This is a genomic window from Nostoc sp., assembly GCF_036917515.1.
Taxonomy (GTDB): domain Bacteria; phylum Cyanobacteriota; class Cyanobacteriia; order Cyanobacteriales; family Nostocaceae; genus Nostoc.
Genome location: NZ_JBALDE010000043.1, coordinates 35,805 through 58,005 on the forward strand (window position 1 = coordinate 35,805; position 22,201 = coordinate 58,005).

The window sequence follows — 22,201 nt, forward strand, 5'->3', positions numbered from 1 at the left end:
CGAGCAAAAAGGCTCAACGTTCGAGCAAAAAGGCTCAACGTTCGAGCAAAAAGGCTCAACGTTCGAGCAAAAAGGCTCAACGTTCGAGTAAAAAGGCTCAACGTTCGAGTAAAAAGGCTCAAACTCCCCCCACCTCTGAAAGCATTTCAGGTAAGATTCCCCCGCCTGCGGCGACTCCCTTAAAAAGGGGGTAATCGGAAAAAGCCCCCCCATTTTATCGGGGGGTTGGGGGGATCTTCAAGAGACAAACATCTTAACCGAATCTATCGCCCCATCTCTCATTAGAACAAACTCATGCGAATTCCTACCGCCACTTATCGAATTCAGTTTACACCTCAGTTTGGCTTTGACAACGCTAAAGCGATCGCAGCTTATCTAGCAGATTTGGGCGTTTCTGATTTATATGCCTCCCCGATTTTCAAAGCGCGATCCGGGAGTACACACGGCTACGATATAGTAGATGCCACTCAACTTAATCCAGAACTGGGAACTAATGAATCTTTTGATGCATTAGTTGATGAAATTCAATCTCTTGGTATGGGGTGGTTACAAGATATTGTGCCCAACCACATGGCCTATACCAGCGAAAACCCTTATTTAATAGATATTTTGGAATACGGTCCCGATTCCAGCTATACCGACTACTTCGACCTTTCTTGGAATGCTCCCTTTGGCGATCGCCAAGAGCGAATTCTCGCGCCATTACTGGGAGATTTTTATGGTGTATCCCTGGAAAACGGACACATTCAACTGCAATATGAACAAAACGGTTTAAGTGTAAACTATTACGACTTAAAACTGCCGTTGCGGTTAGAGTCTTACACAAAAGTTATCACTCAGAATTTGGGTAGACTCACGCGCACACTGGGACGCAATCATCCCGATTTTATTAAGCTATTGGGGATTCTCTACATTCTTAAAAATGTGCCCTCAGAAGTTGTGGGAAAACAGCGACAAGACCAAATCGCATTTATTAAAGGATTGGTTTGGGAACTCTACACCACAAACGATACCATCCGCGAGTTTCTTGACGAAAATATCCAAACTTTTAACGGAGAACCGGGCAATTCCGAAAGCTTTAACCTTCTAGATGATTTACTCAATGACCAATTTTACCGTCTTGCTTTTTGGAAGGTTGGGGCAGAGGAAATGAACTACCGCCGTTTCTTTACTGTCAACGAACTGATTTCCGTTAAAGTTGAAGAAGCGCGGGTTTTTAATAATACTCATAGCTTTATTCAAAAGCTGGTTGAGGAAGGCAAGTTTACAGGTTTACGCATCGATCATATTGATGGACTTTATAACCCAACCCAGTATATCGAAAGGCTACGAGAAAAAATGGGTGATGTTTACATCACTGTTGAGAAGATTTTAGAAATCACCGAAGATTTGCCGGAAAATTGGAACATTGAAGGTACATCGGGATATGACTTTTTGAACTATGTAAATGGCGTATTCTGTCAAACAGAAAATGAATCGCAGTTTGATAAAATTTACCAAAACTTTATTGGTTCACGAGTAGATTATGCTTCAGTAGTGAGGGATAAAAAGCAGCTAATCCTGGAAAAGAATTTAGCAGGTGATATTGACAATCTGGCTAGTTTGTTAAAAAATATCTCCAGCAAATATCGCTATGGCAATGATTTTACGTTGAATGGATTAAAAAGAGCGATCGCTGAAGTTTTGACACAGTTCCCGATTTACCGGACTTACATTACGCCTGATGGGATTGGAGATAGCGATCGCGCTACCATTCAAGAAGTAATTAGCCAAGCTAAAGAGCAAACGCCCCTGTTACAGCACGAACTGACCTTTATTGAAAAGTTAATGCTGCTAGAGTTTGATAATTCTCTAACTCAAACAGAACGCGAACAATGGATATATTTTGTTTTGCGAATGCAGCAATATAGCGGCCCGCTAATGGCAAAAGGCGTAGAAGACACTACATTATATGTATACAATCGCTTGCTATCGTTGAATGAAGTTGGGGGTAATCCCGGTCATTTTGGGATTCCAGTAACCAAATTTCATGCCTTTAACCAACAGCACCAAGCAACCTGGCCCCATACAATGAACACCACCGCCACCCACGACACCAAACGCGGCGAAGATGTCCGGGCCAGATTGAATGTCCTCTCAGAAATCCCCGATGAATGGGATCAGCAGGTAAATACTTGGAGCGCCATAAATCGAGAACATCGTAGCGATGGCGGCTTTGTAAACATCTTCGGTGTACGTCACGGTTTCGCTATCCCCGATCGCAACGATGAGTATTTTCTCTATCAAACCCTGATAGGGGCGTTTCCTTTTGCGGAACATGAACATGAATCCTTCGTGGAACGGGTAAAGGAATATATAATAAAGGCAATACGAGAAGCAAAGGTGCATACTGCATGGTTACGACCTGACAATGAGTATGAAGAAGCTTGTACTTCCTTTATTGAAAAAGTACTCGATCCTTCCATCTCTAGGGAATTTCTAGAAGCCTTTCGTCCCTTTCAACAGCGAATTGCAGACTATGGGATCTTTAATTCTCTTTCCCAAACTCTACTGAAGATTACCGCACCCGGCGTACCCGATTTATACCAGGGAACGGAACTTTGGGAACTGAGTCTAGTCGATCCAGACAATCGCCGTCCCGTAGATTTTGAACAGCTACGTACTTACTTAAGCGCCATCCGCGAACAGGCAAAAACAGACATTTTAGGATTAATTCAGGAGTTACTCAACGACAAAACAGACGGCAGAATCAAACTGTTTTTAACGACTCAATTACTCCAAGCTAGAACAAACTATGTCTCATTATTCCAGGATGGCGACTATCTGCCGTTAGAAGTTCAGGGAACCTATGCCAATCACATTATCGCCTTTGCGCGGCGGGAGGGAAATCAAACAGCGATCGCGATCGCGCCACGCTTTTTAACCAGCCTCATCCAGCCAGGAGACAATCCTTTAGGCAAGTCAGTTTGGCAAGATACGCATCTGCAATTACCCTCTGGAACTTCCCAAACCTGGAAAAACGTCCTAACTCAGCAACCCCTACAAGCTACAGAAACATTATCTATCGCAGCAGCCCTCACCGATTTTCCAGTTGCACTGTTAGTCAGTGACTAACAAGCATGGGGGCAAAAGAGGTAGAGGGTAAGAGTAAAAAGGGCAGAGGGGAAAACTCTTCTGCCTTGCTTTTTTGCTTTTTGATCTAGCCAGTGTCAAGGTGAAATGTAGATTGAATTTCATATTTGTTCAACTCAAATCTTTACTTGTCCTTTTAGAATTCTGAAAATTCCGAGTTCTGAGTTAGTAATGAAATAGAAATTGCAGTCTCATCTCATCCAAACTCATACCAATTTGAAAAAAGAATGCGACAGATATAGCAGGAGGCAGGAGGTAAAACTATTAGCTTCTAGCATTCACTCCTTCCAAATGTCCCAACCTGTGTGACTACGGCTATACATACTCCCAAATTTTTGTTCTGTCTGGCTTTCTTAATGCATGAATTTTGAATTGGTATCACCTTGACAGCGCTATTCCCTGCTGCTGGTCCTTAATCTCGCTCCAGCCCCATTTTGAATTTTGAGATGAATTATGACTACTCCAGCTTACACGGACACTCCACCAGCACTTACTACTACGCAGATTGATGCCGTGCGATCGCATATCAAAAAAACGTGGAAAACCTTAACGCGCTCGCATGAACACTTATTACAATCTGCAAGGGACACCAAACTAGAGCACAAAAAAGATACTTGTTGGATTGTCTACATTTCCCCCTTAGAAGATTCTCCCAAAGTTCAAAGTGTGTTGGAGCGATCGCTATCTCCCAAGGATATGGAATGCTTGGTAATTCGCACTTTGCCAAGTGAAGTGGAGGCGATTAAAGATCACGGATTGTTGTACCTACCAGGGCCTTATGTCGTACCAGGTGGTCGTTTTAATGAAATGTATGGCTGGGACAGCTACTTTATATTACTGGGACTTTTGCACGATGGGGAATTAGAACTAGCGCAAAGCCAAGTAGACCAACTGCTGTATCAGATCCAGAATTACGGCATCATCCTCAATTCCAACCGGACTTATATGCTGTCGCGATCGCAGCCTCCTGTTCTCAGCATGATGGTTTTGGCATTATTCGAGCACACCCAGGATAAAGAGTGGTTAAAGTCAATCGTACCGCTGCTAGAGCAATTTTACTATTATTGGGTAGTTCCGCCCCATTTGAATGCTGCAACCGGCTTATCTAGATTTTATGCCTTTGGGGAAGGACCCGCGCCAGAAGTTGTGTTCTCCGAGCGGGATGAACAGGGAAAAAGCCACTACGATCGCGTTAAGGAGTTCTATAAAACTTTTGAAGTTGAGGATTATGACGTTAGTCTTTATTACAACCAGGAAACTGACCAACTGACCAACCTATTTTACAAAAGCGATCGCACCATGCGCGAGTCTGGTTTTGATATCACCAACCGATTTGGCCCTTTCAGTGCTGATATCCTCCACTACGCTCCTGTGTGCCTCAACAGTTTGCTGTATCAGGTTGAACAAGACATGGCGCAAATTAAGCATATTCTGGGGAACGAACAATTGGAACAAAAATGGAGCAATCGCGCAGATATCCGCCGCGATCGCATCGATCAATTTCTCTGGGATGAAGAACAAGGATTATATTTCGACTACCACTTCCAGAGCGGAAAACGCCGCCGCTACGAATTTGCTACCACGTTCTATCCTCTCTGGTTGGGAATTGCTTCTCCAACTCAAGCCAAACGCGTTGTCAAAAATCTCTCCTTGTTTGAAGCCCCAGGTGGAATTTTTACTAGTACTCGTGTCACTGGCAACCAATGGGATGCTCCCTTTGGCTGGGCACCATTGACATTAGTTGCCGTCCAGGGACTTCGCCGCTATGGGTTTCATGCAGAGGGCGATCGCATTGCCAATAAATTTCTCGCTATGGTAGTTAAAGAATTCGAGCGTCACAATACCCTAGTTGAGAAATATGATGTTGAGCGCTGTTCTGCCAATGTTTCCGACGAAATCTGCTTTGGATATAGTTCCAACGAAGTTGGTTTCGGCTGGACAAATGGAGCTATTCTGGAACTCCTAATAGCCGCACAGAAAAAAGTTTAAATAAAAAGGCGTGAGTTTTTCCTCATGCCTTGATCTTAATTTTTTACACTTGACTCTAAGCAGGTCAGCGTAAAAATTTGTTGTTGGGATAAGGCAGGAGGGAAGAGGGTTTTAGTCTAGTTTATCTTTCTTCATATAATTTGGTTTTATTGTGCCAACTTACTTATATTAATTATGTATTAGTTGAATGAAATTTGAATGGGACAAAAACAAAAACAAACAAAATATCTATAAACATGGCATTAATTTTGAAGAGGCTACAGAAATATTTGACGGTGTTGTTTTCACCTCAATTAATGAACGGTATAACTATGAATAAATTCGATAAATTAGTATTGGCTCAATCCAAGGCGTTGTAATTATTACCGTCGCCCATACAGACAAAAACAGCAAAATTCGATTAATCTCTGCCCGAAAAGCCACCCCCAAAGAAAGGAAAACCTACTATGAGTATCTCGCCCAATCGACTTAAAAAACTCGAAAATATCCCTGATACAGCGATTGATACTTCAGATATTCCTGAATTAGATCGACAATTCTGGGAAAAAGCTAAAATAGTAAAACCTGTTAGCCAAAAAGCCACATTAATTCAACTAGATCGAGATATTCTAGATTGGTTTAAAAGCAAAGGAAAAGACTACGAATCTCTAATTAACTCCGCTCTTTGCTCTTATATTGAGCAGAATTCATAGCCATAACACCTTACCTTACTGGCTTGTACCAAATCATGAGGAATAATCACAATGGTTCAATCAGCTCCAAAAGTTCTAACCGTTGATGAATTTATTAGCCATTATGGTGAGTGCGATCGCGATGAAATAATTGATGGTGAATTAATATTGACATGGAACCAACTGGGCCACACGAGCAAGTATCTGCATTGATTGGGCGAAAACTGAATGTAGAAATTGATTGTCAGGGAAAGCGATCACAGTGCTTATTTTACAGTCGCAGATAAGATAAGAGAGTAACATGCTCCTCACACACAAGTAGCAATGACCTCAACCCTGCAGAAATTTCCCCTTCTCAATGCTCCGACGCTTCATCAGTTGCCCAATGGTTTGACAATCATTGCCGAGCAAATGCCAGTTGAAGCCGTAAACCTCAACTTATGGATAAAAGTTGGCTCTGCTGTAGAATCTGATGCTATTAACGGCATGGCTCACTTTTTAGAACACATGATTTTTAAAGGAACAGAACGACTGGCTAGTGGCGAATTTGAACGTCGAATTGAAGAACGGGGTGCTGTCACCAATGCCGCTACTAGCCAAGACTATACTCATTACTATATAACTACTGCACCAAAAGATTTTGCCAAGCTTGCGCCACTACAAATAGATGTAGTATCGAATGCGAGTATTCCTGATGATGCCTTTGAACGTGAGCGATTGGTAGTTTTAGAAGAAATTAGGCGTTCAGAGGATAATCCTCAGCGGCGTACATATCGGCGGGCGATGGAGACAGCTTTTGATCGTCTACCCTATCGCCGTGCAGTATTGGGATCAGAATCGGTGATTGCTGGACTTAAACCCCAGCAGATGCGAGATTTTCATACTAATTGGTATCAACCGCAGTCAATTACTGCCGTGGCTGTGGGCAATTTGCCTGTGGAAGAATTAATTGCAACAGTTGCGGAAGGATTTACAAAAGCTATTCCCTGCTCCCCACTCCCCAGAACAGACGCGATGAATCGCATCTGTGTCCACTCCCCACTGAATCCTGAATCAGCATTTACAGAAATCGTCCGTCGAGAATTTATCGATGAAAGTCTCCAACAAGCAAGGCTAGTGATGGTTTGGCGGGTTCCAGGAATGACCCAGTTAGATCGCACCTATGGATTGGATGTTTTAGCCGGAATTTTGGGACACGGACGGACATCAAGACTAGTGAGGGATTTACGGGAAGAACGGGGATTAGTTTCTTCAATTTCTGTGAGCAACATGAGCAACAAGCTACAAGGGATATTTTATATTTCAGCTAAATGTGCAGTGGAAAATTTACCAGTTGTAGAGGATGCGATCGCTCAACACATTGGCAAAATACAAACAGAGTTGGTAACAGAATCAGAAATAGCTCGTGTGCAGCGGCGAGTCGCTAACAGATTTATATTTGGTAACGAAACACCAAGCGATCGCTCTGGGTTGTATGGTTATTATCAATCTTTGGTAGGAGACTTGGAACCCGCCTTTAACTACCCAGCGATCATTCAGAGCCAAGATGCAACAGACTTGATGCAAGCAGCCAAAGAATATCTATCTCCAGATGCTTATGGTGTAGTTTTCGTCAAGCCGTAAATTAAAAATTGTGAATGGGATATTGGGCATGTGAAAGAGGAACATAATCAATAACTAGTACCCAATGCCCAGTTAATAATCCAAAATCCAAAATCTAAAATCCAAAATTGCATGATGTGGACTCAAATCGACACCCATATTAGCCAGGTAACTGGCGAAAAATTTCAGAGTCAGCAACGGCGATCAGTTGGTGGCGGGTGCATCAACCAAGGTTATACTATCTCTAATGGTGAGATTACCTATTTCGTCAAGTTAAACCAAGCATCCCAAGTTGCGATGTTTGAAGCTGAGGCGTTGGGTTTAGAGGAAATGATCGCAACAGCTAGTATTCGCGTTCCCAAACCAATTTGCTGGAGTACTGCTGATAATTCTAGCTACATCGTCCTAGAATGGTTGGAACTTGGTAGCGGTAACAGCAATTCATGGCAAGAAATGGGACGCAAGTTAGCGGCAATGCACAAAGCTAGGAACAGTCAAGGTTTTGGTTGGAAAATTAACAATACCATTGGTTCCACGCCTCAAATCAATACTTGGATAGCAGAGTGGACAGAATTTTATCTTAAACATCGTTTGGGTTATCAATTTCAGTTGGCAAGGCGACGAGGAGGTAATTTTCCCCAACAAGACAAGTTATTAACAGCTATCCCTGAACTATTGGCGGATCGTCAGGTGCAACCTTCTTTAGTACATGGCGATTTATGGGGCGGAAATGCTGGGTGTACTGCATCAGGGGAACCAGTGATATTTGATCCAGCAACTTATTTTGGCGATCGCGAAGTTGATATCGCCATGACAGAATTGTTTGGTGGGTTCCCAGCAGCGTTTTATAAAGGTTACAACGAAGTCTTCCCTTTAGAGCCAGGTTATGAGCAGAGAAAAACACTTTATAACCTTTATCACATATTGAATCATTTCAATTTATTTGGTGGCGGTTATGGTTCTCAAGCAAATCAGATGATTGACCAGATTTTGCGTTGAACTTCACTTTTTTACAAAGTGCCAATAGTCCGAATCACTCTTCCACAACAAAACACAAGCACGTAGAAAAGCATTATAAATTGGGGCAAGACTATAAAGATGAAATCATAGATTTATTAGAAAAATTAATGTCAATAACATCTTGGGAGGAAGCTTTGGCGAGAGCGATCACAGAAATTCTAGAATACAATTGGTTCAAAAAATTTCCTCAACTATATGAAAAATTAAATAATATTAGCTTGTGGCCTGCACAGAGTATTTTAGCATTTTATCAAAATAAATAATTGGTTTTCGGAGTTAATTACTTCTTAAAATATTTACTACAGTTTTTATTTTTTGCTGGCTCTAATGTCATTAGCTCTGCTTTAAAACCTCTGGAATTTTACAACATTAACTTACAAATTCGCTGGCGTTGGTAAGCCTCCACTTCAGTAGCTATGGGATGATTAGAGTCAATTCTTAGTTGAGTAATAGAAGAAACATATTTTTCTTTACTTTCGGAATTATTCGGCTCTTTTAGTCCGTACATAATCTCACCTTCATCTCCTGAATAGCCAACGAAATCAATTTCAAATTCTCTGTCTGGATCAGCGTTTTCCCCTTTTTGCCTTAACATCTTTAAAAACTCCTTCCCAGCTCGTGCTTTAATTGGTAAGTTCTCTTTTTCAGCGATCGCTCCTCTATCCCAGTGAAACACTATCAACAACAAACCAACGCCTTCCCCAGCGATTACCTAAACAAATTGTGGGGAGAAATCCAAGCTTGTCCTTACTTTGCAATCAACAACCTCAACCGTGATTTTGTCGCCACTAAAGGATTTTCTGTAGTATTTCAGCGTTCTGGATTACCGAAAGTAGAACAGCAGTTTCCCTACTTCAAGCCTTACCTAGATTTAGCTCTCCAGCCGAATTGTAATGCTTTTTACCTCAATCCTTTACAACTTAAAGAAGGCTCCCGCGTCGATCCCCATATTGATCGCTCTTTACGTTCCTACTCCAAAACCATTGAACCGCCAGCGATTGTCAGTGTTCTCTATGTGCGCGTACCAGCAGATATGGAAGGGGGAGAACTGATATTGCGATCGCACAAACGCCAACTTGGGCAAATCAAGCCCCAATTCAATACTTTAGTCTATTTTCAAGGTGATTTAACCCATTCGGTTAATGCTGTCAAAACCCCAGGAAATCGCCTAAGTTTAGTTTGTGAACAGTATAGTTTGAGTGAAGCTGAACTCCAGGAAATCCCTGAGTTCACTGTAGAGTCTAGAAGCACTCAGTCTACAACCAAAAAGAGAAAGTATGCCTCATAGTTTTATGCTTTAGCTAATTTTGCTTTGTATGCAGGAATTGGTCGCAAAACAACTATAGGAATGACACGTAGGTTATAGGGCAATACGGTTCGGTTAAGCACTCTTCTCTTCACGCTTGACAAGGAGGACAAGGGGGACAAGGGGGCAATTTTTCTCCCTTGTCTTCCCCCTCTCCCTTGTTCTCTCTTGTCCCCCACCAAGCCCTGTTTCTCTTAATTGAACCGTATTGGATTATAGGGGACATGAGTAATAAGTTCGTAGTAAGGACTTTAGTCCTTGATTTGAGCGCTGAAGCGCTCACTAAAAACCAAGCATTGTTGACTTGGCGGACTACTAAGGACTTTCAACTAAAAAAATATCCCATTGCTTTCAAGGCAGAGGAGCAGGGGAGAGAAAAAGTTGTTGTAATTCGGTGAAATTGGATAATTTATTTTTTGGAATTCCACTAACTCTAGATAATTTTTAATTGTTCTTTCTTGTCTCTGTGGGACAAATATGTGTAGAGACATTGCAATGCAACGTCTCTTCTATATCAGTTGTGCAAATTATCTTATCTAAATCGTATTGGTTTTTAGTTAGCTGGTGAATAAGCACGTCAATTATTGTCAAATTTAGTCGAACAACCTAACACAAGTAATTTCTTCTGCTTACGCTTCTTCTTATTTTTGAGATTAATCAAATAATTATCAACGTAGCGAAAAGCAGCTGCACCGTCGTAATCAGCAATAGCTATAGCTTGCAAGAAAACCTTTGAGGGAATTTCAAACCCTAAAAATTTTTCTGTTAAGATTAATAAATCTTCATCTGTGGCAGGAAAAGTAGTTTCTTCTGCCCCTTCTGAATCAGAAAATATATCATCAATTAATACTTTATACACTTTGTACCTCTCCAAAAGCATAAGATGCAAAGCCTGTAATGAAGTTTAGCTGCTGATCGCGAGTTTGTAAGTTAACAGGGAGTTCAGTGCCACGACAGCCGATTTCTCGTAAAATTTCTAAACAATAAGCACCGAGTTGAGTGTATGGAGCTTGCTCCAATTCTTGAGCTACTTCTAGAGCCATCTCCAGATTGACTTGGATAACCGTCTTTACAGGGTTGGTCATAAATACGCCCTAATAAACTGGATGCTCTAAGTTTTGATCACAAGCACAAATAGTGTAACGGTGTTTTTGCGGAATTTATGAAGAGGGGAAATTAAAGTATCAGCGCATTTGCGGTAATGCACCCAAAGTTATACAAACTAGCCCAGAGCTGGGTAATTTCTATCTAAATGCGAGCGCCTGTCTAGATACGTATAAATATGTACATTTTTTCTAATATTATTGCCAATATACTTACTTTTTGTGAGGTAGACCGAAAAATCTGCCCCACAATATTGGATATTTTATTTGTTATAAATCTCTGATATCTAATCTTGCAGAGTAGTTTAATAACAGAGGTAAAAGGCAGTTCTTGCAACAAGAATACTATCCTCAGCAAGGGTTTAAGTCAAGAACACTAATATGTCTGCCACAGTTGAACTGCAATATGGGTGGTGGGGATCTGTCTTTTGTGCGTCTTGTAGAGAAGCTATTACCAGATTGCATCCCTCTTGCCCTCTACCTTCTTTACGCTTTGACCTTAGCTTTAGACCAGACACCATTTTCATCTTCATCATATTGCTGGTGAATAGTCTCCCAAGCAGCTTGTTCGGCTGTGAACTCATCGCTTCTTTCATTGAGTACAGCATTATAGTGCTCAATGAATGTACTCTGGGCTTCATCAGAAAGATGAGCGCGAACTTCAGGAGACAAGTCTGCTGGACTGTTGCACTGTCCAGAACAAGAACGAGCCAGAGTTTTCTCAATCGTGTGAATTTCTTCACCACCAGCACTTTCGAGCAGCAATTGAAATTCGCCAGTGCGATCGCTTGGAACTTCTGCCATCACGAAAAATTCGCCAGCTTGTAAGCGAGTTTGGTAGATAGCCGCTCTATCTTCTGGCATTCCCAAAGTAGTTAGAACCGATACTAGACCGGCACCTGCACTACCTGCGATCGCTCCACTAGCAGCTCCCAACAGCACTGCACCAATAGGTCCTGCTGCCACGATTGGACCGACAAAGGGAATAAACAATACGCCTACACCCGTAAGCAAGCTGAGAAAGGAACCAAACAAGGAACCAAAAACTGCTCCTGTTCTCAAACCTCCGAGAATCACATCTTTTTTACTAATAAAGCCAGCGATTCTGGTTTCTGACTGAAAATTCTTGCCCATGACCGAAATATGATCTCTAGGCACACCCCTGTCTAATAAACGTTGAATTACATCATCAATTTGCTTCTGCTCTTTGAATACAGCAGAAATAGTACGTTCTGCTTTATATACTTCTTGCACTTAAAAACTCCCTGTATTATGTTCTTTTTGCAATGAAGATGACCAATCAATTTTGGATTTTAGATTGACTGCACTCATCCGAGAGAGCCACTGCGGTAGACAGCTTCCCCAGTAAAAAGAAGCCAGCCGTGTGGTTGGATCTCTCGATTTGAGAAGACTTACGTGAAGTGGCGTTGACGCATGAACCAATTTTCAATTCCAAAATCCAAAATTCAAAACTAACAGGGTGAATGAGTAGATGCAGGTACAATAGCGTTTAGTTAAGTAAATTGTAGGTTGGGTAGAACGAGATGAAACCCAACAAAGTAACGGAAGTGTTGGGTTTCATTTCTCAACTAACTTACGTAGAAGTTGAGTTTTAGGCTTAACTGAACTGTATTGGATGCAGGCAGATTAATTCTTTCACATCAATTGAGGGAAGAATCAATCCTCCCTTAGCCATCTTTAACTCAGATGTATGAGTATGAGCTATACACCTACGGGAGTCTTAACCCCTGCTGCTGGCTGTCTACCATCTGCATCTATTGCCTCGCCTTCAATAAATGAACGCAGCATCCAAGCTATCTCTTCATGCTGTTCAAGTAGTCCAGTCAAAAAGTCGGCAGTTCCCTGATCGTGGAACTTTTCACCAGACTGATCCAGATGGTCTCTCAAATTACGAATAACCTGCTCGTGATCGTCCACTAAATTAGCTACCATCTGTGTTGCGGTAGGCACATTACCAGCATGTTCCTTAAGGGTAGCAATCTTGAGAAATCCCTCCAATGAGCCAACTGGATAACCGCCCAATGCACGAACCCGCTCTGCCAAAGCATCGATATTTAGAGTCAGTTTTTCGTAGTGTTCTTCCCAAAGCTGGTGCAAAGAGCGGAACTGAGGACCAACGACATCCCAGTGGTACTTTTTGGTTTTCACCAGCAGTAAATAGGCATCTGCCAAATCCTGATTTAACAGATTAATTACACCTTGACGCTGTTCGTCCGTCAAACCAATGTTTATCGCACGCATTGTTTTCCATCCCTAAGCAAACTTATTTATTAACTTGCCAAATTTTCCACCTATTCCACATCAACCAAAGGAAATATTATGAGTTGAGATTAATTATTACATTATATAATTATACCTATGCCTTAATAGGTAGTACTCTTCAGTCAATAGATAATTTATCAATTAGCTATATATCAGCTAAAAAAATAAATAGAAATATTAATATAATAAGTAGTAATGGGTGATTACTTTTACGCAATCACCCATTACTAATAAATTACCAAAATATTAATTCTGTTACTTACCTGTAATCTTGTCCAAGAAATTATTTGCTTTTTCTTCCACAGATTTTGCATCCCCTGAATTTTCAGGACGCTTTTGCTTGTCAATATCAGCCGCTCCCTGAACCTCATTAAGTCCTTCGTTAGCCTCCTTTTGAGTCTTTTTCAATCCTTCTGGTGGTTCTTTAGCCGCTTCGTCAGTTTTGCGCTGAATGTCAAGCAGTTGTGTAGTACCTTCAGTAGGATTACTTTGGTAGCTATCGATTGCAAAAGCAGGAAAAGCATTAGAGAATAATACTAGGGCACAAGTAAAAGCCACTAATAAAAAACGTACTGGACGTAAAATAGATAAAACAGAAGTAATCATCTTCATTGGAAACCCTCCATAACAGCTTTTACAACGCAGAACTTTTACTGAAAGAGCGAAGTATATATCTTTACTTAGCAATTTTAAGCAATAATAAAACTGGCAAGCTCCGCTTCAATTTAGAAGTTCTTGAAAAACGAACCTAACGAAGAAATCTCTTTTGTTTTTCTGAATTGGACTAATAAGGGATAATAAGCAAATACCACCTTAATTATTTAGAAAAATCGTTAGATTTCACAAAATCATTAGATTTCATAATTGAAATTTTTCGTTTCAGATTATCTGTTTACACTTTTACTTTGGGAAAGCTAACCTCTGCATCAATCTCTAGAATGAAGTTTACTGAATCTTTAGTTGCAATAAAATCAGTCTCTAGGTATATCGACTTAATCTAGTTTTGGCAGGTTAATGGCTCCACTATTTATGTTCAGTTAGCTCGATTTTATCCAATCAAAGCAATTTAATGAATATGCACCTGAGAGGACATTTGTAAAGTATAAATTTATATAAAGATTCTCCTTAATCTCCTTTCATAAAAGGAGATTAAGGAGAATCTTTTCTATTAACTTGATAAGTCTTTCTTATTACCTTTTCTATTGAACTTACGCGATGGAATATTTCTATTAATTCATGAGATCTTGTTTTTCGCTTTGCCAGCAGAACTTTTAACGGCGTTAAGTAATGAACATCTTGGTCATTTCCTAAAGCAACTTCGGCTGCTTGCAAGACTTTTGTCGCATTTTCAAAAATATCTTGGTTTTCAAATGCTTCTTTTGCAGAAAGTTGGTGTAACACTGCATCGGGTACAGTTGCTCTACCCAATAAGGTTTTATCTAACACCAAGCCTTTCAATAATATCAGCAAAGCTGCATAGATTAAAAAATTATCACAACTATCACAAGCCTTAAATTCGATGCGTCCCACTTCAGCTGGAATCCGGGCGATTTTTGTTAAGGAAGGTATGCTATTAATTAGTTGTTCTTTTTTTTGAACAAAAACCAGAGTAGCTGGTCTTTTTCCAGTTCTGATAAATGTTCGTACTGATAGTCCATCCCATAGACCTCCATCATAAAAAGGAGAGCTATAACTAAAAGGAACGATATAGGGACTGTAATAAGTTAACTTTTTGCCAATATCAATCACATCTTCAGTTGACAAATCTGCCACTGAAATATTTAAATCTGGTCCATAAGATACCATGTGAATATTAGCAGTTTGTTCGTCAGGATAAGCTTCTAGCTGTTTGATTTCATAATTATTTAATGGGGGTTGAGGCTCAAAAGCTGGATTGTAGGGATTGAAACTAATCAAAACTGGTGATAAGCCAAAGTCAGCGGCAATCTTACATAGCAAGTCAAAACTTTCTGATAATTCAGTAATAGCGCCTTGAATATTAGAATGGATAGTTGTTCTAATTTCAATACCTTTAATATGACAGTCTATAACCTCATCAGAATCCGCAAATCTTTCAAATCCCTCAATGTACCATCTTTTCATCTTAATACCCGCATCGCCGATGCGTAGTTGAGGATAGTCACTGGGGTATGTGGGTAGCCTTTCAATAATTTGATTGAAATCGGCAAATTTTGTGTTGGAGAAATCGGCAAACTTTCCCTCATTGTTCAAGAAAGCGACTTCATGTTCAATGCCAAAGAAAAACATTATATATACCTTAATTTTTTAGAGTTAACGGAATTTAACTAATGCCAAGCGATCACAATCCCACAAACAAAAAAGTAACATCGTAAACGATTCATTAGAGAAAAATATTTGCGATATTTAGCTGGCAAGTTCGCATACTTAGAGAACTCCATCACTCTGTAACGCAAATTACAGTCTTAAAGCTTATGAATATTTGAGACATTCCAATCGAATTAAATTTAAATATAAAAATTCTCAATAACAGTATAAATTGATTTTACCTTAAGAGCGACTATTGCGATTTGAAAACTTCTCTGATTTATTTTTCTGTGCTGCTTTCACTATCTTCATAGTCACTGGTTAGGGTAGCGTAGTAGTGACTGAGGAAAGCTTGAGACGTGAGTTTATGACAAAATCCCCCTACAGCAGCGAACAGATTGCCGCTTGGTTGCGTGGACTGCTTACTATTGCTTGGGCTGATGGTAATTTTGACGATCAAGAACAGGAATTAATTGCCAGCATCACCAAAAATCAATTAGCTCCTAAGATTAAATGCGACTCACTAGAGATAATTACCCCAGAGGAATTAGCCGCAGCCTTGGGTAAAGGTACACCAGCTGCAGAAAATTTCTTAAGGACAGCGGTGATGGTAGCGATCGCAGATGGTACTTATTCTCCCAGCGAAGATGAGGTTCTGCAACAGTTCTGTCAAGCCTTGGAACAACCAGAGAACTTGCTGGAAGCCCTTCGCCACACTCTGGAACACCCACAGCAAATTACCCCCACTATCGCCAACACTGGGCTGACAAAGCGTCAAATTAATGCCCTACACCCTCTGCGTCACTGGCTTGATGGGCTAGATATCCAAGACCCAAGAGTAGCCCGCTTTTTGTGTAAAATGATTCCCGCCCAGTGTCCCTTTGAACGAGATGTCACCCTATTTGGACGCAAGATTGTGCATATTCCACCGATGTGTAAAATTAATCCGTTATATGAGCAACTGGTAGGTTTACGTTTCCGTGCTCTCTCCTATTTAGCAGATAAATGCGGTGAAGATGTTTCACCATATATTTGAGTAAGGAGAGGGAAGCAGGGAAGCAGGGGACAAGGGGGAGAATAAAAAATTACCTCTTTCTCCTCTGCTTAATGCTCAATACCCAATGCCCAATGCCCAATGCCCAATAAATAGTTCTGTAGTTAAGTGGAAAATCTGACTCTGTTTTTGGGAATACTTGATTTATTCACCTGACTAATCTAGAACTCAGGGATTATCAATATGAAATGGATTAAACCATCTTTATATTTTGTACCCTTTTCCTTACCTTTGTATTTGCTTTCTGCTTTAAAAGCTGATTCGTAAAGAAAATCTTTTTCTGCTTCGGTTTACAGCTGTTCCCCAAAAGCGATGTCTAACGACAAGCCACTAGGCGTCTACGCAATTCTCAATGCACTACGTCAGCCTGGGTAAGATTAGGGCATCAATATTAAAATGATAACAAAGGGAGGTGTATGTAAATAGAGAAAACTGAAAAAGTAGGTAGTCTAAATTTTTTTCAACCAGTGACAATTGTTGCTGATACAACCAGGCGATCGCGGTAAGATTTTGGACTTACAGTCCGATCTAACTTCAATAACTCATAATTATCTACGAATAATTAATAATTTGTAATTTCTGCTATAAAGCAACTAAATTGAGTTCTGGAGTTAAAAATATGATTTATTCTCAAACTGAAATTCAATTAACCCAAAGGACAAATAACAAACAAAAATAAATTTCAAAGATTAATAGAATTTGCAAATGATTATGGAATTATTTGCAAACCAACACCAGAAGAATGTTTAATTGCATCCTTGCCTGGAGATGATGATTTCTTATTAGCTTTTACTTGGTCTGGTACTATTGAGGGAGAGCCACCAGAGCATGAGTTAATCGCAATTAGTGTACAAGATATAGTCAAAGAAGTTACCGTTGCACTTGGCAGATTCCTTTTTATTTATTTGGAAACGTTTTAAGGCAAGCTCAAATGCTTGTCGCTCACAAAGATTTTGTTAGCGAAGAGACAAGTCCTAATTACAAATTACTATCCCTGTCCACAATGACAGAGATTTTTATTTGAAATACTGCGCTAAAGGCAAGAGTTGCTAACATCGATTGTCAGCTTTAAAGATTTAGAAAATATTTTCTGTTGAAATTAAAAAATCATAAGAGATATAGGAGTGAAAATGACGTAAGCACAATTCATGAATTGTGCTTGACTGCTTAATAATCTTCTTGTTTTTATTTTTGTATTTCACTCATCAGCAAATATAGAGGTTCTCACTTTGAGACAATATAGATTGTGTAGAGATTATAATGCAACATCTATACATGATTCACAGTGCTGTATTTAAACGAGAATCACTATAACTAGATCACCTAACTTATTGGAAAATAATGGAATTCACATTATTCGGAAGCTGGTAACTTTCATCTTCTTACTTCTCCCGCCTTTTTTATAATTCACATTAAGCGTAAATTGTAAAATACTTAAAATAAGTTGTAGAAGTTCACATAAATAAGGAATAACCGCCGTAGATTTTCTATCACTGGAATTGACGTGGTAGCAAGTTTTCCCTTGGAATTTGCTTAAATAAATTAAAACTAAGAATGAGCAAATTATTGATACCGTCAGTCAGGATGTGGTGTTCAGGAGGGTTTTGATACCATTGCTAGGGATAAAGCAAGGGGGACGGTGGAGAGTTTCCAGCAGTATATTGAAGCGAATAAACTAATTTTCCCAGTTTTCATCTCTTCTATCTGGATTTTTAACTGGCTGCTACTTAAATGCTACTTAAAAGGGTAGCCTAGAAGAGTCACTTTTCTCACTCTATGACGTGTCATGTTGCCGAAACCGAAGAAATATTGGACACCTTCAAATTGGGCAAGTTGGAAGCCCTTTGGCATTGGCGAACAGTACCCCAACAACTATTGGGAGGTATTTCGGGCAATCTGGCTGTCTCGTGACAAACTACCATACACGTGGAATATCCTAAATAAAGGTGTCTGCGATGGTTGTGCTCTCGGAACAACTGGGATGAAGGATTGGACTTTAGATGGTATTCATCTCTGCAATGTCCGGTTGCGACTGTTGCGGATGAATACGATGCCAGCTTTTGACCCTGTGCTATTAGCGGATGTCTCACAGTTACAAAAGCAAAAAAGTGCCCAATTACGCAACTTGGGACGGCTTCCTTATCCGATGATTCGTCAACGAGGAGAAAAAGGCTTTCGCCGTGTGAGTTGGGATGAAGCTTTAGGAGTAATTAGCGATCGCATCCGCGCTACCACACCAGACTGTCTCAGTTTCTATGTTACCAGTCGCGGTACTGTCAACGAAACTTATTATGCTACTCAAAAAGCTGTACGAGCAATGGGAAGCAATAATATTGATAATGCTGCCCGCATTTGCCATTCTCCCAGTACAGCAGGCTTGAAAGCTTCTCTGGGTGCTGGGGCTACCACCTGTTCTTATAAAGACTGGATTGGCACTGATTTATTAGTCTTCATTGGCTCGAATGTTGCTAACAATCAGCCTGTTACGGTTAAGTATCTCCATTATGCCAAGAAAGCTGGCACTAAGATTGTAGTTATTAATACTTACCGTGAGCCAGGAATGGAGCGCTACTGGGTGCCCTCAATTATAGAAAGTGCCGTTTTCGGTACAAAGTTTGTCGAAGACTTCTTCTTAATCAACATGGGCGGGGATATAGCATTTTTAAATGGCACTATTAAACATATAATTGCTAACAATTGGGTAGACCAGTCATTTATAGATTTATACACTGTTGGCTTTACTGAACTCAAAGCATCTTTAGAAAACCAATCTTGGGAAGAATTAGAGCGGCTTTCTGGAACATCCTGTGAGGAGATGTACGCCTTTGCCAAAATGGTCAAAGAAGCGGATAAAGCCGTATTTGTTTGGAGTATGGGCATTACTCAGCATGAATGCGGCGAAGATAATGTGCGAAGTATCATTAATCTAGCTCTCACCAAAGGTTTTGTCGGTCGGGAAGGCTGCGGTTTAATGCCAATTCGCGGTCACTCTGGGGTGCAGGGTGGTGCAGAAATGGGATGTTACGCGACAGTATTTCCTGGTGGCAAATCCATCACCTCAGAAAATGCTGCCCAATTGAGTCAACATTGGGGCTTTGAAGTGCCGACAAGTAAAGGTTTAATTGCTCCAGAAATGATTCACGCTGCACATCAGGGGGATTTAGATGTGTTGTTTTCTGTGGGTGGGAATTTTTTAGAAGTACTGCCAGAACCAGATTATGTAGAAGTGGCGCTGAAGCAAATACCACTGCGGGTACATATAGATATTGTTCTCTCCAGCCAAATGTTGGTAGAACCTGCTGAGACTGTGGTGCTTCTACCTGCGACGACTCGCTACGAAATACCAGGAGGAGTTACAGAAACTAACACCGAACGCCGGGTAATTTTCAGTCCAGAAATTCCGGGACCACGGATTGGAGAAGCGCGGCCTGAGTGGGAAGTATTTTTAGAATTGGCAAGGCGGGTAAAACCAGATTTGGCAGATAAGCTGACTTTTGCTGACACTGCTACTATCCGTCAAGAAATTGCTCAAGTCGTCCCGCAATATGCTGGTATTCAACACTTACAACAAGCTGGCGATCAGTTTCAATATGGTGGCTCACATTTGTGCTTTGGTTGGAATTTCCCGACGGCGGATGGGAAAGCACATTTTGGCGTATTATTGCCACGCCAAAGAGAATTACCAGAAGGCTATTTCTTATTAGCAACGCGCCGAGGCAAACAATTTAATAGTATGGTGCAGGAACGCAAGGATGCAATTACTGGGGCAATGCGAGAGGCGGTGCTGATGAATGCGACTGATGCGGCACAGTTGGGTTTAAAAGATCGCGATCGCGTCATTCTTAAGAATGATTTAGGCGAGTTATGCTGTCAAGTCTACATTGCGCCAATTCAGTCAGGAAACTTGCAAGTACATTGGCCGGAAGGGAATGTGCTACTCGATAAAAGTAAGCGATCGCTTGAAGGTGTACCTGATTATAATGCGATCGTGCGGTTGGAAAAAATCTAAATCAAGTCTCATTTTCCCAGTTTTAACAAAATTAACTTCCATTAAGACTACCGCAAAGATGAGCATCTCTGCGGTAGTTCTAAGTTAACAACTATTAAAGTAGAGCAAAAACAGCCAAGTCTAGCTTAATTTGCTACTTTGAGTTATCCCCAATTCTAGAAAGTTTGAGAGCTCTTGGACTTAACTAACCGAAGGCTTGCACCACAGTCAGCAGGAAATTAATCCGCTGCTCAAACTCTAGCTTTTTGATCGATGCGACAAATTCATCCGTTTCACCCGGTAGTTGATAGTCGGACGGAACTTGAATGATGGTTCCATTGTCCATTCCTTGTGCTAGCAGCAGCCAAACGTCTAATCTGGAATTGGCACTTAGAGCATTATAGGCTTGGCTAATCTCGTTAGCTGCACCATTAATAATGTCGCGTTGTGCTTGCAGTTGCTCTTCTTTAGACAAGTCCACAAATCTGTCAAACACTGCTTTAGCGGGAACTTCTATCCTTTCAGGAGGTGCAGGCTGTAGCTGCTCTTTAAGATCCAAATAACCGAACCAAAGTAGGGCTAGCTGAGTGTCTACATCAAACTTTTTAAAACTTTCTAAAGCCGGTTTTGTTGCTTCATCAGCGGTGTAAGTCATAAAAAACTCCAACTAAGTTAAGGTTATTCTGGATTTCCTCAGTTACTTACTGAGAAAATCGCAATTCTTTAGTACTTCATATAACTTAACGAACAAAAATAGATAGATAACCCTACTTAGGATAGGTATAGGATTTATTACATAAGACAGATATAGATAACTGAAATTGCTAGTTACAAAAATGCCTCGTACGATGTATGAAAAGCAAAGACAAATGTTAAAACTGAAAGTAGCGTCTGTGACAGTAAGCGATCGCTTGAAGGGGTTCCTGATTATAATGCAATAGTACGCTTAGAAAAGCAAACCTAATATTAAGTAGGTCGGCAGAATAAAACCAAACTATATTAACAAAAAAGAACGAGGCTAAAATCCTATTTCCTCCTGCCTTCTGCCTCCTGCCTCCTGCCTTATCCCAACGACAAATATTTACGTCCACCTACTTAACGCTTTCCGACTGCGACGTTCAAGTTAACATCACTCAAAACTTGCAGCCATGTCTGTCGCCAAAGATTTTGAAACCCCAGAAGATGTTATATTTCCACCTGGGGATTTAGAAAGTAACGAACCACCATTGGAAACATATTTACATTTGCAGCAAATGCTGCTATTAATAAAATGTCTTGATTGGTGGTGGCGAGACCACAATCGCTTTAATGACTACTTTGCTGCGGGGAATCTTAGCATTCATTACAGTCCACGCCAGCGTAAATCCGAAGACTTTCGAGGGTCAGATTTCTTTGTCGTTTTAAATACTGAACGCAAACCCCGTGATAGTTGGGTTGTTTGGGAAGAAGACGGCAAATATCCGAATTTGATTATAGAACTGCTTTCAAAGTCAACCGCAGCGACCGACAAGGGCTTAAAAAAACAAATTTATCAAGATATCTTTCGCACTCCTGAATATTTTTGGTTTGACCCCAAGAATCTAGAATTTGCTAGGTTTATTTTGGTGGGTGGTACGTATCAACCTATAGAACCCAACCCACAAGGATTGTTGTGGAGTCAGCAGCTATAGCGGATTTCAACTCAATGGAATACAGTAGCAGCAGTGAGTAAAGTAATTCCGAATATCATTTGATACAATTGCATCGAGTGCATTCGTGATTGCTTTT

General features: G+C 40.6%; 20 protein-coding genes and 2 pseudogenes. 13 read left to right on the forward strand and 9 right to left on the reverse strand.

Features of this window, described 5'->3' with window-relative positions:
- The first annotated feature begins 294 nt into the window (after positions 1 to 294).
- From treY to V7K89_RS05265, 8 genes and pseudogenes are all read left to right on the forward strand, one after another.
- Entirely contained in the window at positions 295 to 3,114 is a 2,820-nt protein-coding gene (treY, locus tag V7K89_RS05235) for a malto-oligosyltrehalose synthase (protein WP_335184993.1), read from the forward strand.
- Positions 3,115 to 3,585: 471 nt separating this feature from the next.
- Positions 3,586 to 5,121 carry a trehalase family glycosidase gene (locus V7K89_RS05240; protein WP_335184995.1) on the forward strand — a complete coding sequence of 512 codons (1,536 nt, stop codon included), beginning with the start codon at positions 3,586 to 3,588 and terminating at the stop codon, positions 5,119 to 5,121.
- A 187-nt stretch (positions 5,122 to 5,308) separates the two neighbouring features.
- Entirely contained in the window at positions 5,309 to 5,440 is a 132-nt protein-coding gene (locus tag V7K89_RS35775; RefSeq protein WP_442941588.1) for a BrnT family toxin, read from the forward strand.
- A gap of 127 nt (positions 5,441 to 5,567) precedes the next feature.
- The gene (locus V7K89_RS05245; RefSeq protein WP_335184997.1) at positions 5,568 to 5,813 is read left to right on the forward strand and encodes a BrnA antitoxin family protein; all 246 of its coding nucleotides are present in this window, start codon (positions 5,568 to 5,570) and stop codon (positions 5,811 to 5,813) included.
- 51 nt (positions 5,814 to 5,864) lie between these two features.
- Positions 5,865 to 6,040 (forward strand): annotated as a pseudogene (locus V7K89_RS05250) (Uma2 family endonuclease); the annotation flags it as partial.
- Positions 6,041 to 6,116: 76 nt separating this feature from the next.
- Entirely contained in the window at positions 6,117 to 7,415 is a 1,299-nt protein-coding gene (locus V7K89_RS05255; protein ID WP_335184998.1) for a M16 family metallopeptidase, read from the forward strand.
- A 114-nt stretch (positions 7,416 to 7,529) separates the two neighbouring features.
- Positions 7,530 to 8,393, forward strand: coding sequence for a fructosamine kinase family protein (locus V7K89_RS05260; protein ID WP_335185031.1), 864 nt, complete (start codon positions 7,530 to 7,532; stop codon positions 8,391 to 8,393).
- Positions 8,390 to 8,677, forward strand: coding sequence for a hypothetical protein (locus tag V7K89_RS05265; protein WP_335185000.1), 288 nt, complete (start codon positions 8,390 to 8,392; stop codon positions 8,675 to 8,677). Before V7K89_RS05260 ends, V7K89_RS05265 begins: the two co-directional genes overlap by 4 nt.
- A gap of 98 nt (positions 8,678 to 8,775) precedes the next feature.
- On the opposite strand, the gene V7K89_RS05270 is transcribed toward V7K89_RS05265, so the two are convergent.
- Entirely contained in the window at positions 8,776 to 9,090 is a 315-nt protein-coding gene (locus V7K89_RS05270; RefSeq protein ID WP_335185002.1) for a hypothetical protein, read from the reverse strand.
- On the opposite strand from V7K89_RS05270, the gene V7K89_RS05275 reads away from it, so the two are divergent.
- Positions 9,082 to 9,702 (forward strand): 2OG-Fe(II) oxygenase, encoded by a 621-nt coding sequence (locus tag V7K89_RS05275; RefSeq protein WP_335185004.1) that lies wholly within the window; start codon positions 9,082 to 9,084, stop codon positions 9,700 to 9,702. The genes V7K89_RS05270 and V7K89_RS05275 overlap by 9 nt on opposite strands.
- Positions 9,703 to 9,944: 242 nt before the next feature.
- Entirely contained in the window at positions 9,945 to 10,118 is a 174-nt protein-coding gene (locus tag V7K89_RS05280; RefSeq protein WP_335185006.1) for a hypothetical protein, read from the forward strand.
- Between the two features lie 179 nt (positions 10,119 to 10,297).
- Here V7K89_RS05280 and V7K89_RS05285 read toward each other — a convergent pair whose 3' ends face one another.
- The 6 genes from V7K89_RS05285 to V7K89_RS05310 all read right to left on the reverse strand — a co-directional run bounded on the left by V7K89_RS05285 (position 10,298) and on the right by V7K89_RS05310 (position 15,374).
- Positions 10,298 to 10,579, reverse strand: coding sequence for a hypothetical protein (locus V7K89_RS05285; protein ID WP_335185009.1), 282 nt, complete (start codon positions 10,577 to 10,579; stop codon positions 10,298 to 10,300).
- Entirely contained in the window at positions 10,572 to 10,805 is a 234-nt protein-coding gene (locus V7K89_RS05290; protein WP_335185011.1) for a hypothetical protein, read from the reverse strand. The genes V7K89_RS05285 and V7K89_RS05290 overlap by 8 nt, the downstream gene beginning before the upstream one ends.
- A gap of 504 nt (positions 10,806 to 11,309) precedes the next feature.
- A complete protein-coding gene (locus V7K89_RS05295; protein ID WP_335185013.1) occupies positions 11,310 to 12,077 on the reverse strand; it encodes a ChaB family protein in 768 nt (255 codons plus the stop codon).
- Positions 12,078 to 12,545: 468 nt separating this feature from the next.
- Entirely contained in the window at positions 12,546 to 13,085 is a 540-nt protein-coding gene (locus V7K89_RS05300; RefSeq protein ID WP_335185015.1) for a Dps family protein, read from the reverse strand.
- Between the two features lie 276 nt (positions 13,086 to 13,361).
- Entirely contained in the window at positions 13,362 to 13,718 is a 357-nt protein-coding gene (locus tag V7K89_RS05305; protein ID WP_335185017.1) for a hypothetical protein, read from the reverse strand.
- Positions 13,719 to 14,255: 537 nt separating this feature from the next.
- Positions 14,256 to 15,374, reverse strand: a complete 1,119-nt coding sequence (locus V7K89_RS05310; protein ID WP_335185019.1) for a glutamate--cysteine ligase — start codon at positions 15,372 to 15,374, stop codon at positions 14,256 to 14,258.
- 385 nt (positions 15,375 to 15,759) lie between these two features.
- Between V7K89_RS05310 and V7K89_RS05315 the strand changes: the two genes are divergently transcribed.
- The gene (locus tag V7K89_RS05315) at positions 15,760 to 16,428 is read left to right on the forward strand and encodes a Mo-dependent nitrogenase C-terminal domain-containing protein (RefSeq protein ID WP_335185021.1); all 669 of its coding nucleotides are present in this window, start codon (positions 15,760 to 15,762) and stop codon (positions 16,426 to 16,428) included.
- A gap of 727 nt (positions 16,429 to 17,155) precedes the next feature.
- Here the strand turns inward: V7K89_RS05315 and V7K89_RS05320 are convergent.
- On the reverse strand, positions 17,156 to 17,311 hold the full coding sequence (locus V7K89_RS05320) for a hypothetical protein (RefSeq protein WP_335185023.1): 156 nt from the start codon (positions 17,309 to 17,311) through the stop codon (positions 17,156 to 17,158).
- A gap of 921 nt (positions 17,312 to 18,232) precedes the next feature.
- Here V7K89_RS05320 and V7K89_RS05325 point away from each other — a divergent pair.
- Complete coding sequence (locus V7K89_RS05325) at positions 18,233 to 20,455, forward strand: FdhF/YdeP family oxidoreductase (protein WP_335185025.1); 2,223 nt, start codon at positions 18,233 to 18,235, stop codon at positions 20,453 to 20,455.
- Positions 20,456 to 20,639: 184 nt separating this feature from the next.
- On the opposite strand, the gene V7K89_RS05330 is transcribed toward V7K89_RS05325, so the two are convergent.
- Complete coding sequence (locus V7K89_RS05330) at positions 20,640 to 21,089, reverse strand: orange carotenoid protein N-terminal domain-containing protein (protein WP_335185027.1); 450 nt, start codon at positions 21,087 to 21,089, stop codon at positions 20,640 to 20,642.
- A gap of 493 nt (positions 21,090 to 21,582) precedes the next feature.
- Here V7K89_RS05330 and V7K89_RS05335 point away from each other — a divergent pair.
- Positions 21,583 to 22,101, forward strand: a pseudogene (locus V7K89_RS05335) (Uma2 family endonuclease); the annotation flags it as partial.
- Positions 22,102 to 22,201: the final 100 nt, after the last annotated feature.

Bases quoted from the DNA above. Each gene is read 5' to 3' on its own strand.
- V7K89_RS05240 (WP_335184995.1), top strand. From the start codon at position 3,586: ATGACTACTCCAGCTTACACGGACACTCCACCAGCACTTACTACTACG.
- V7K89_RS05280 (WP_335185006.1), top strand. From the start codon at position 9,945: ATGAGTAATAAGTTCGTAGTAAGGACTTTAGTCCTTGATTTGAGCGCT.
- V7K89_RS05245 (WP_335184997.1), top strand. From the start codon at position 5,568: ATGAGTATCTCGCCCAATCGACTTAAAAAACTCGAAAATATCCCTGAT.
- V7K89_RS05255 (WP_335184998.1), top strand. From the start codon at position 6,117: ATGACCTCAACCCTGCAGAAATTTCCCCTTCTCAATGCTCCGACGCTT.
- V7K89_RS05330 (WP_335185027.1), bottom strand. From the start codon at position 21,089: ATGACTTACACCGCTGATGAAGCAACAAAACCGGCTTTAGAAAGTTTT.
- V7K89_RS05315 (WP_335185021.1), top strand. From the start codon at position 15,760: ATGACAAAATCCCCCTACAGCAGCGAACAGATTGCCGCTTGGTTGCGT.
- V7K89_RS05305 (WP_335185017.1), bottom strand. From the start codon at position 13,718: ATGAAGATGATTACTTCTGTTTTATCTATTTTACGTCCAGTACGTTTT.
- V7K89_RS05310 (WP_335185019.1), bottom strand. From the start codon at position 15,374: ATGTTTTTCTTTGGCATTGAACATGAAGTCGCTTTCTTGAACAATGAG.
- V7K89_RS05260 (WP_335185031.1), top strand. From the start codon at position 7,530: ATGTGGACTCAAATCGACACCCATATTAGCCAGGTAACTGGCGAAAAA.
- V7K89_RS05290 (WP_335185011.1), bottom strand. From the start codon at position 10,805: ATGACCAACCCTGTAAAGACGGTTATCCAAGTCAATCTGGAGATGGCT.
- treY (WP_335184993.1), top strand. From the start codon at position 295: ATGCGAATTCCTACCGCCACTTATCGAATTCAGTTTACACCTCAGTTT.
- V7K89_RS35775 (WP_442941588.1), top strand. From the start codon at position 5,309: ATGAAATTTGAATGGGACAAAAACAAAAACAAACAAAATATCTATAAA.
- V7K89_RS05300 (WP_335185015.1), bottom strand. From the start codon at position 13,085: ATGCGTGCGATAAACATTGGTTTGACGGACGAACAGCGTCAAGGTGTA.
- V7K89_RS05325 (WP_335185025.1), top strand. From the start codon at position 18,233: ATGTTGCCGAAACCGAAGAAATATTGGACACCTTCAAATTGGGCAAGT.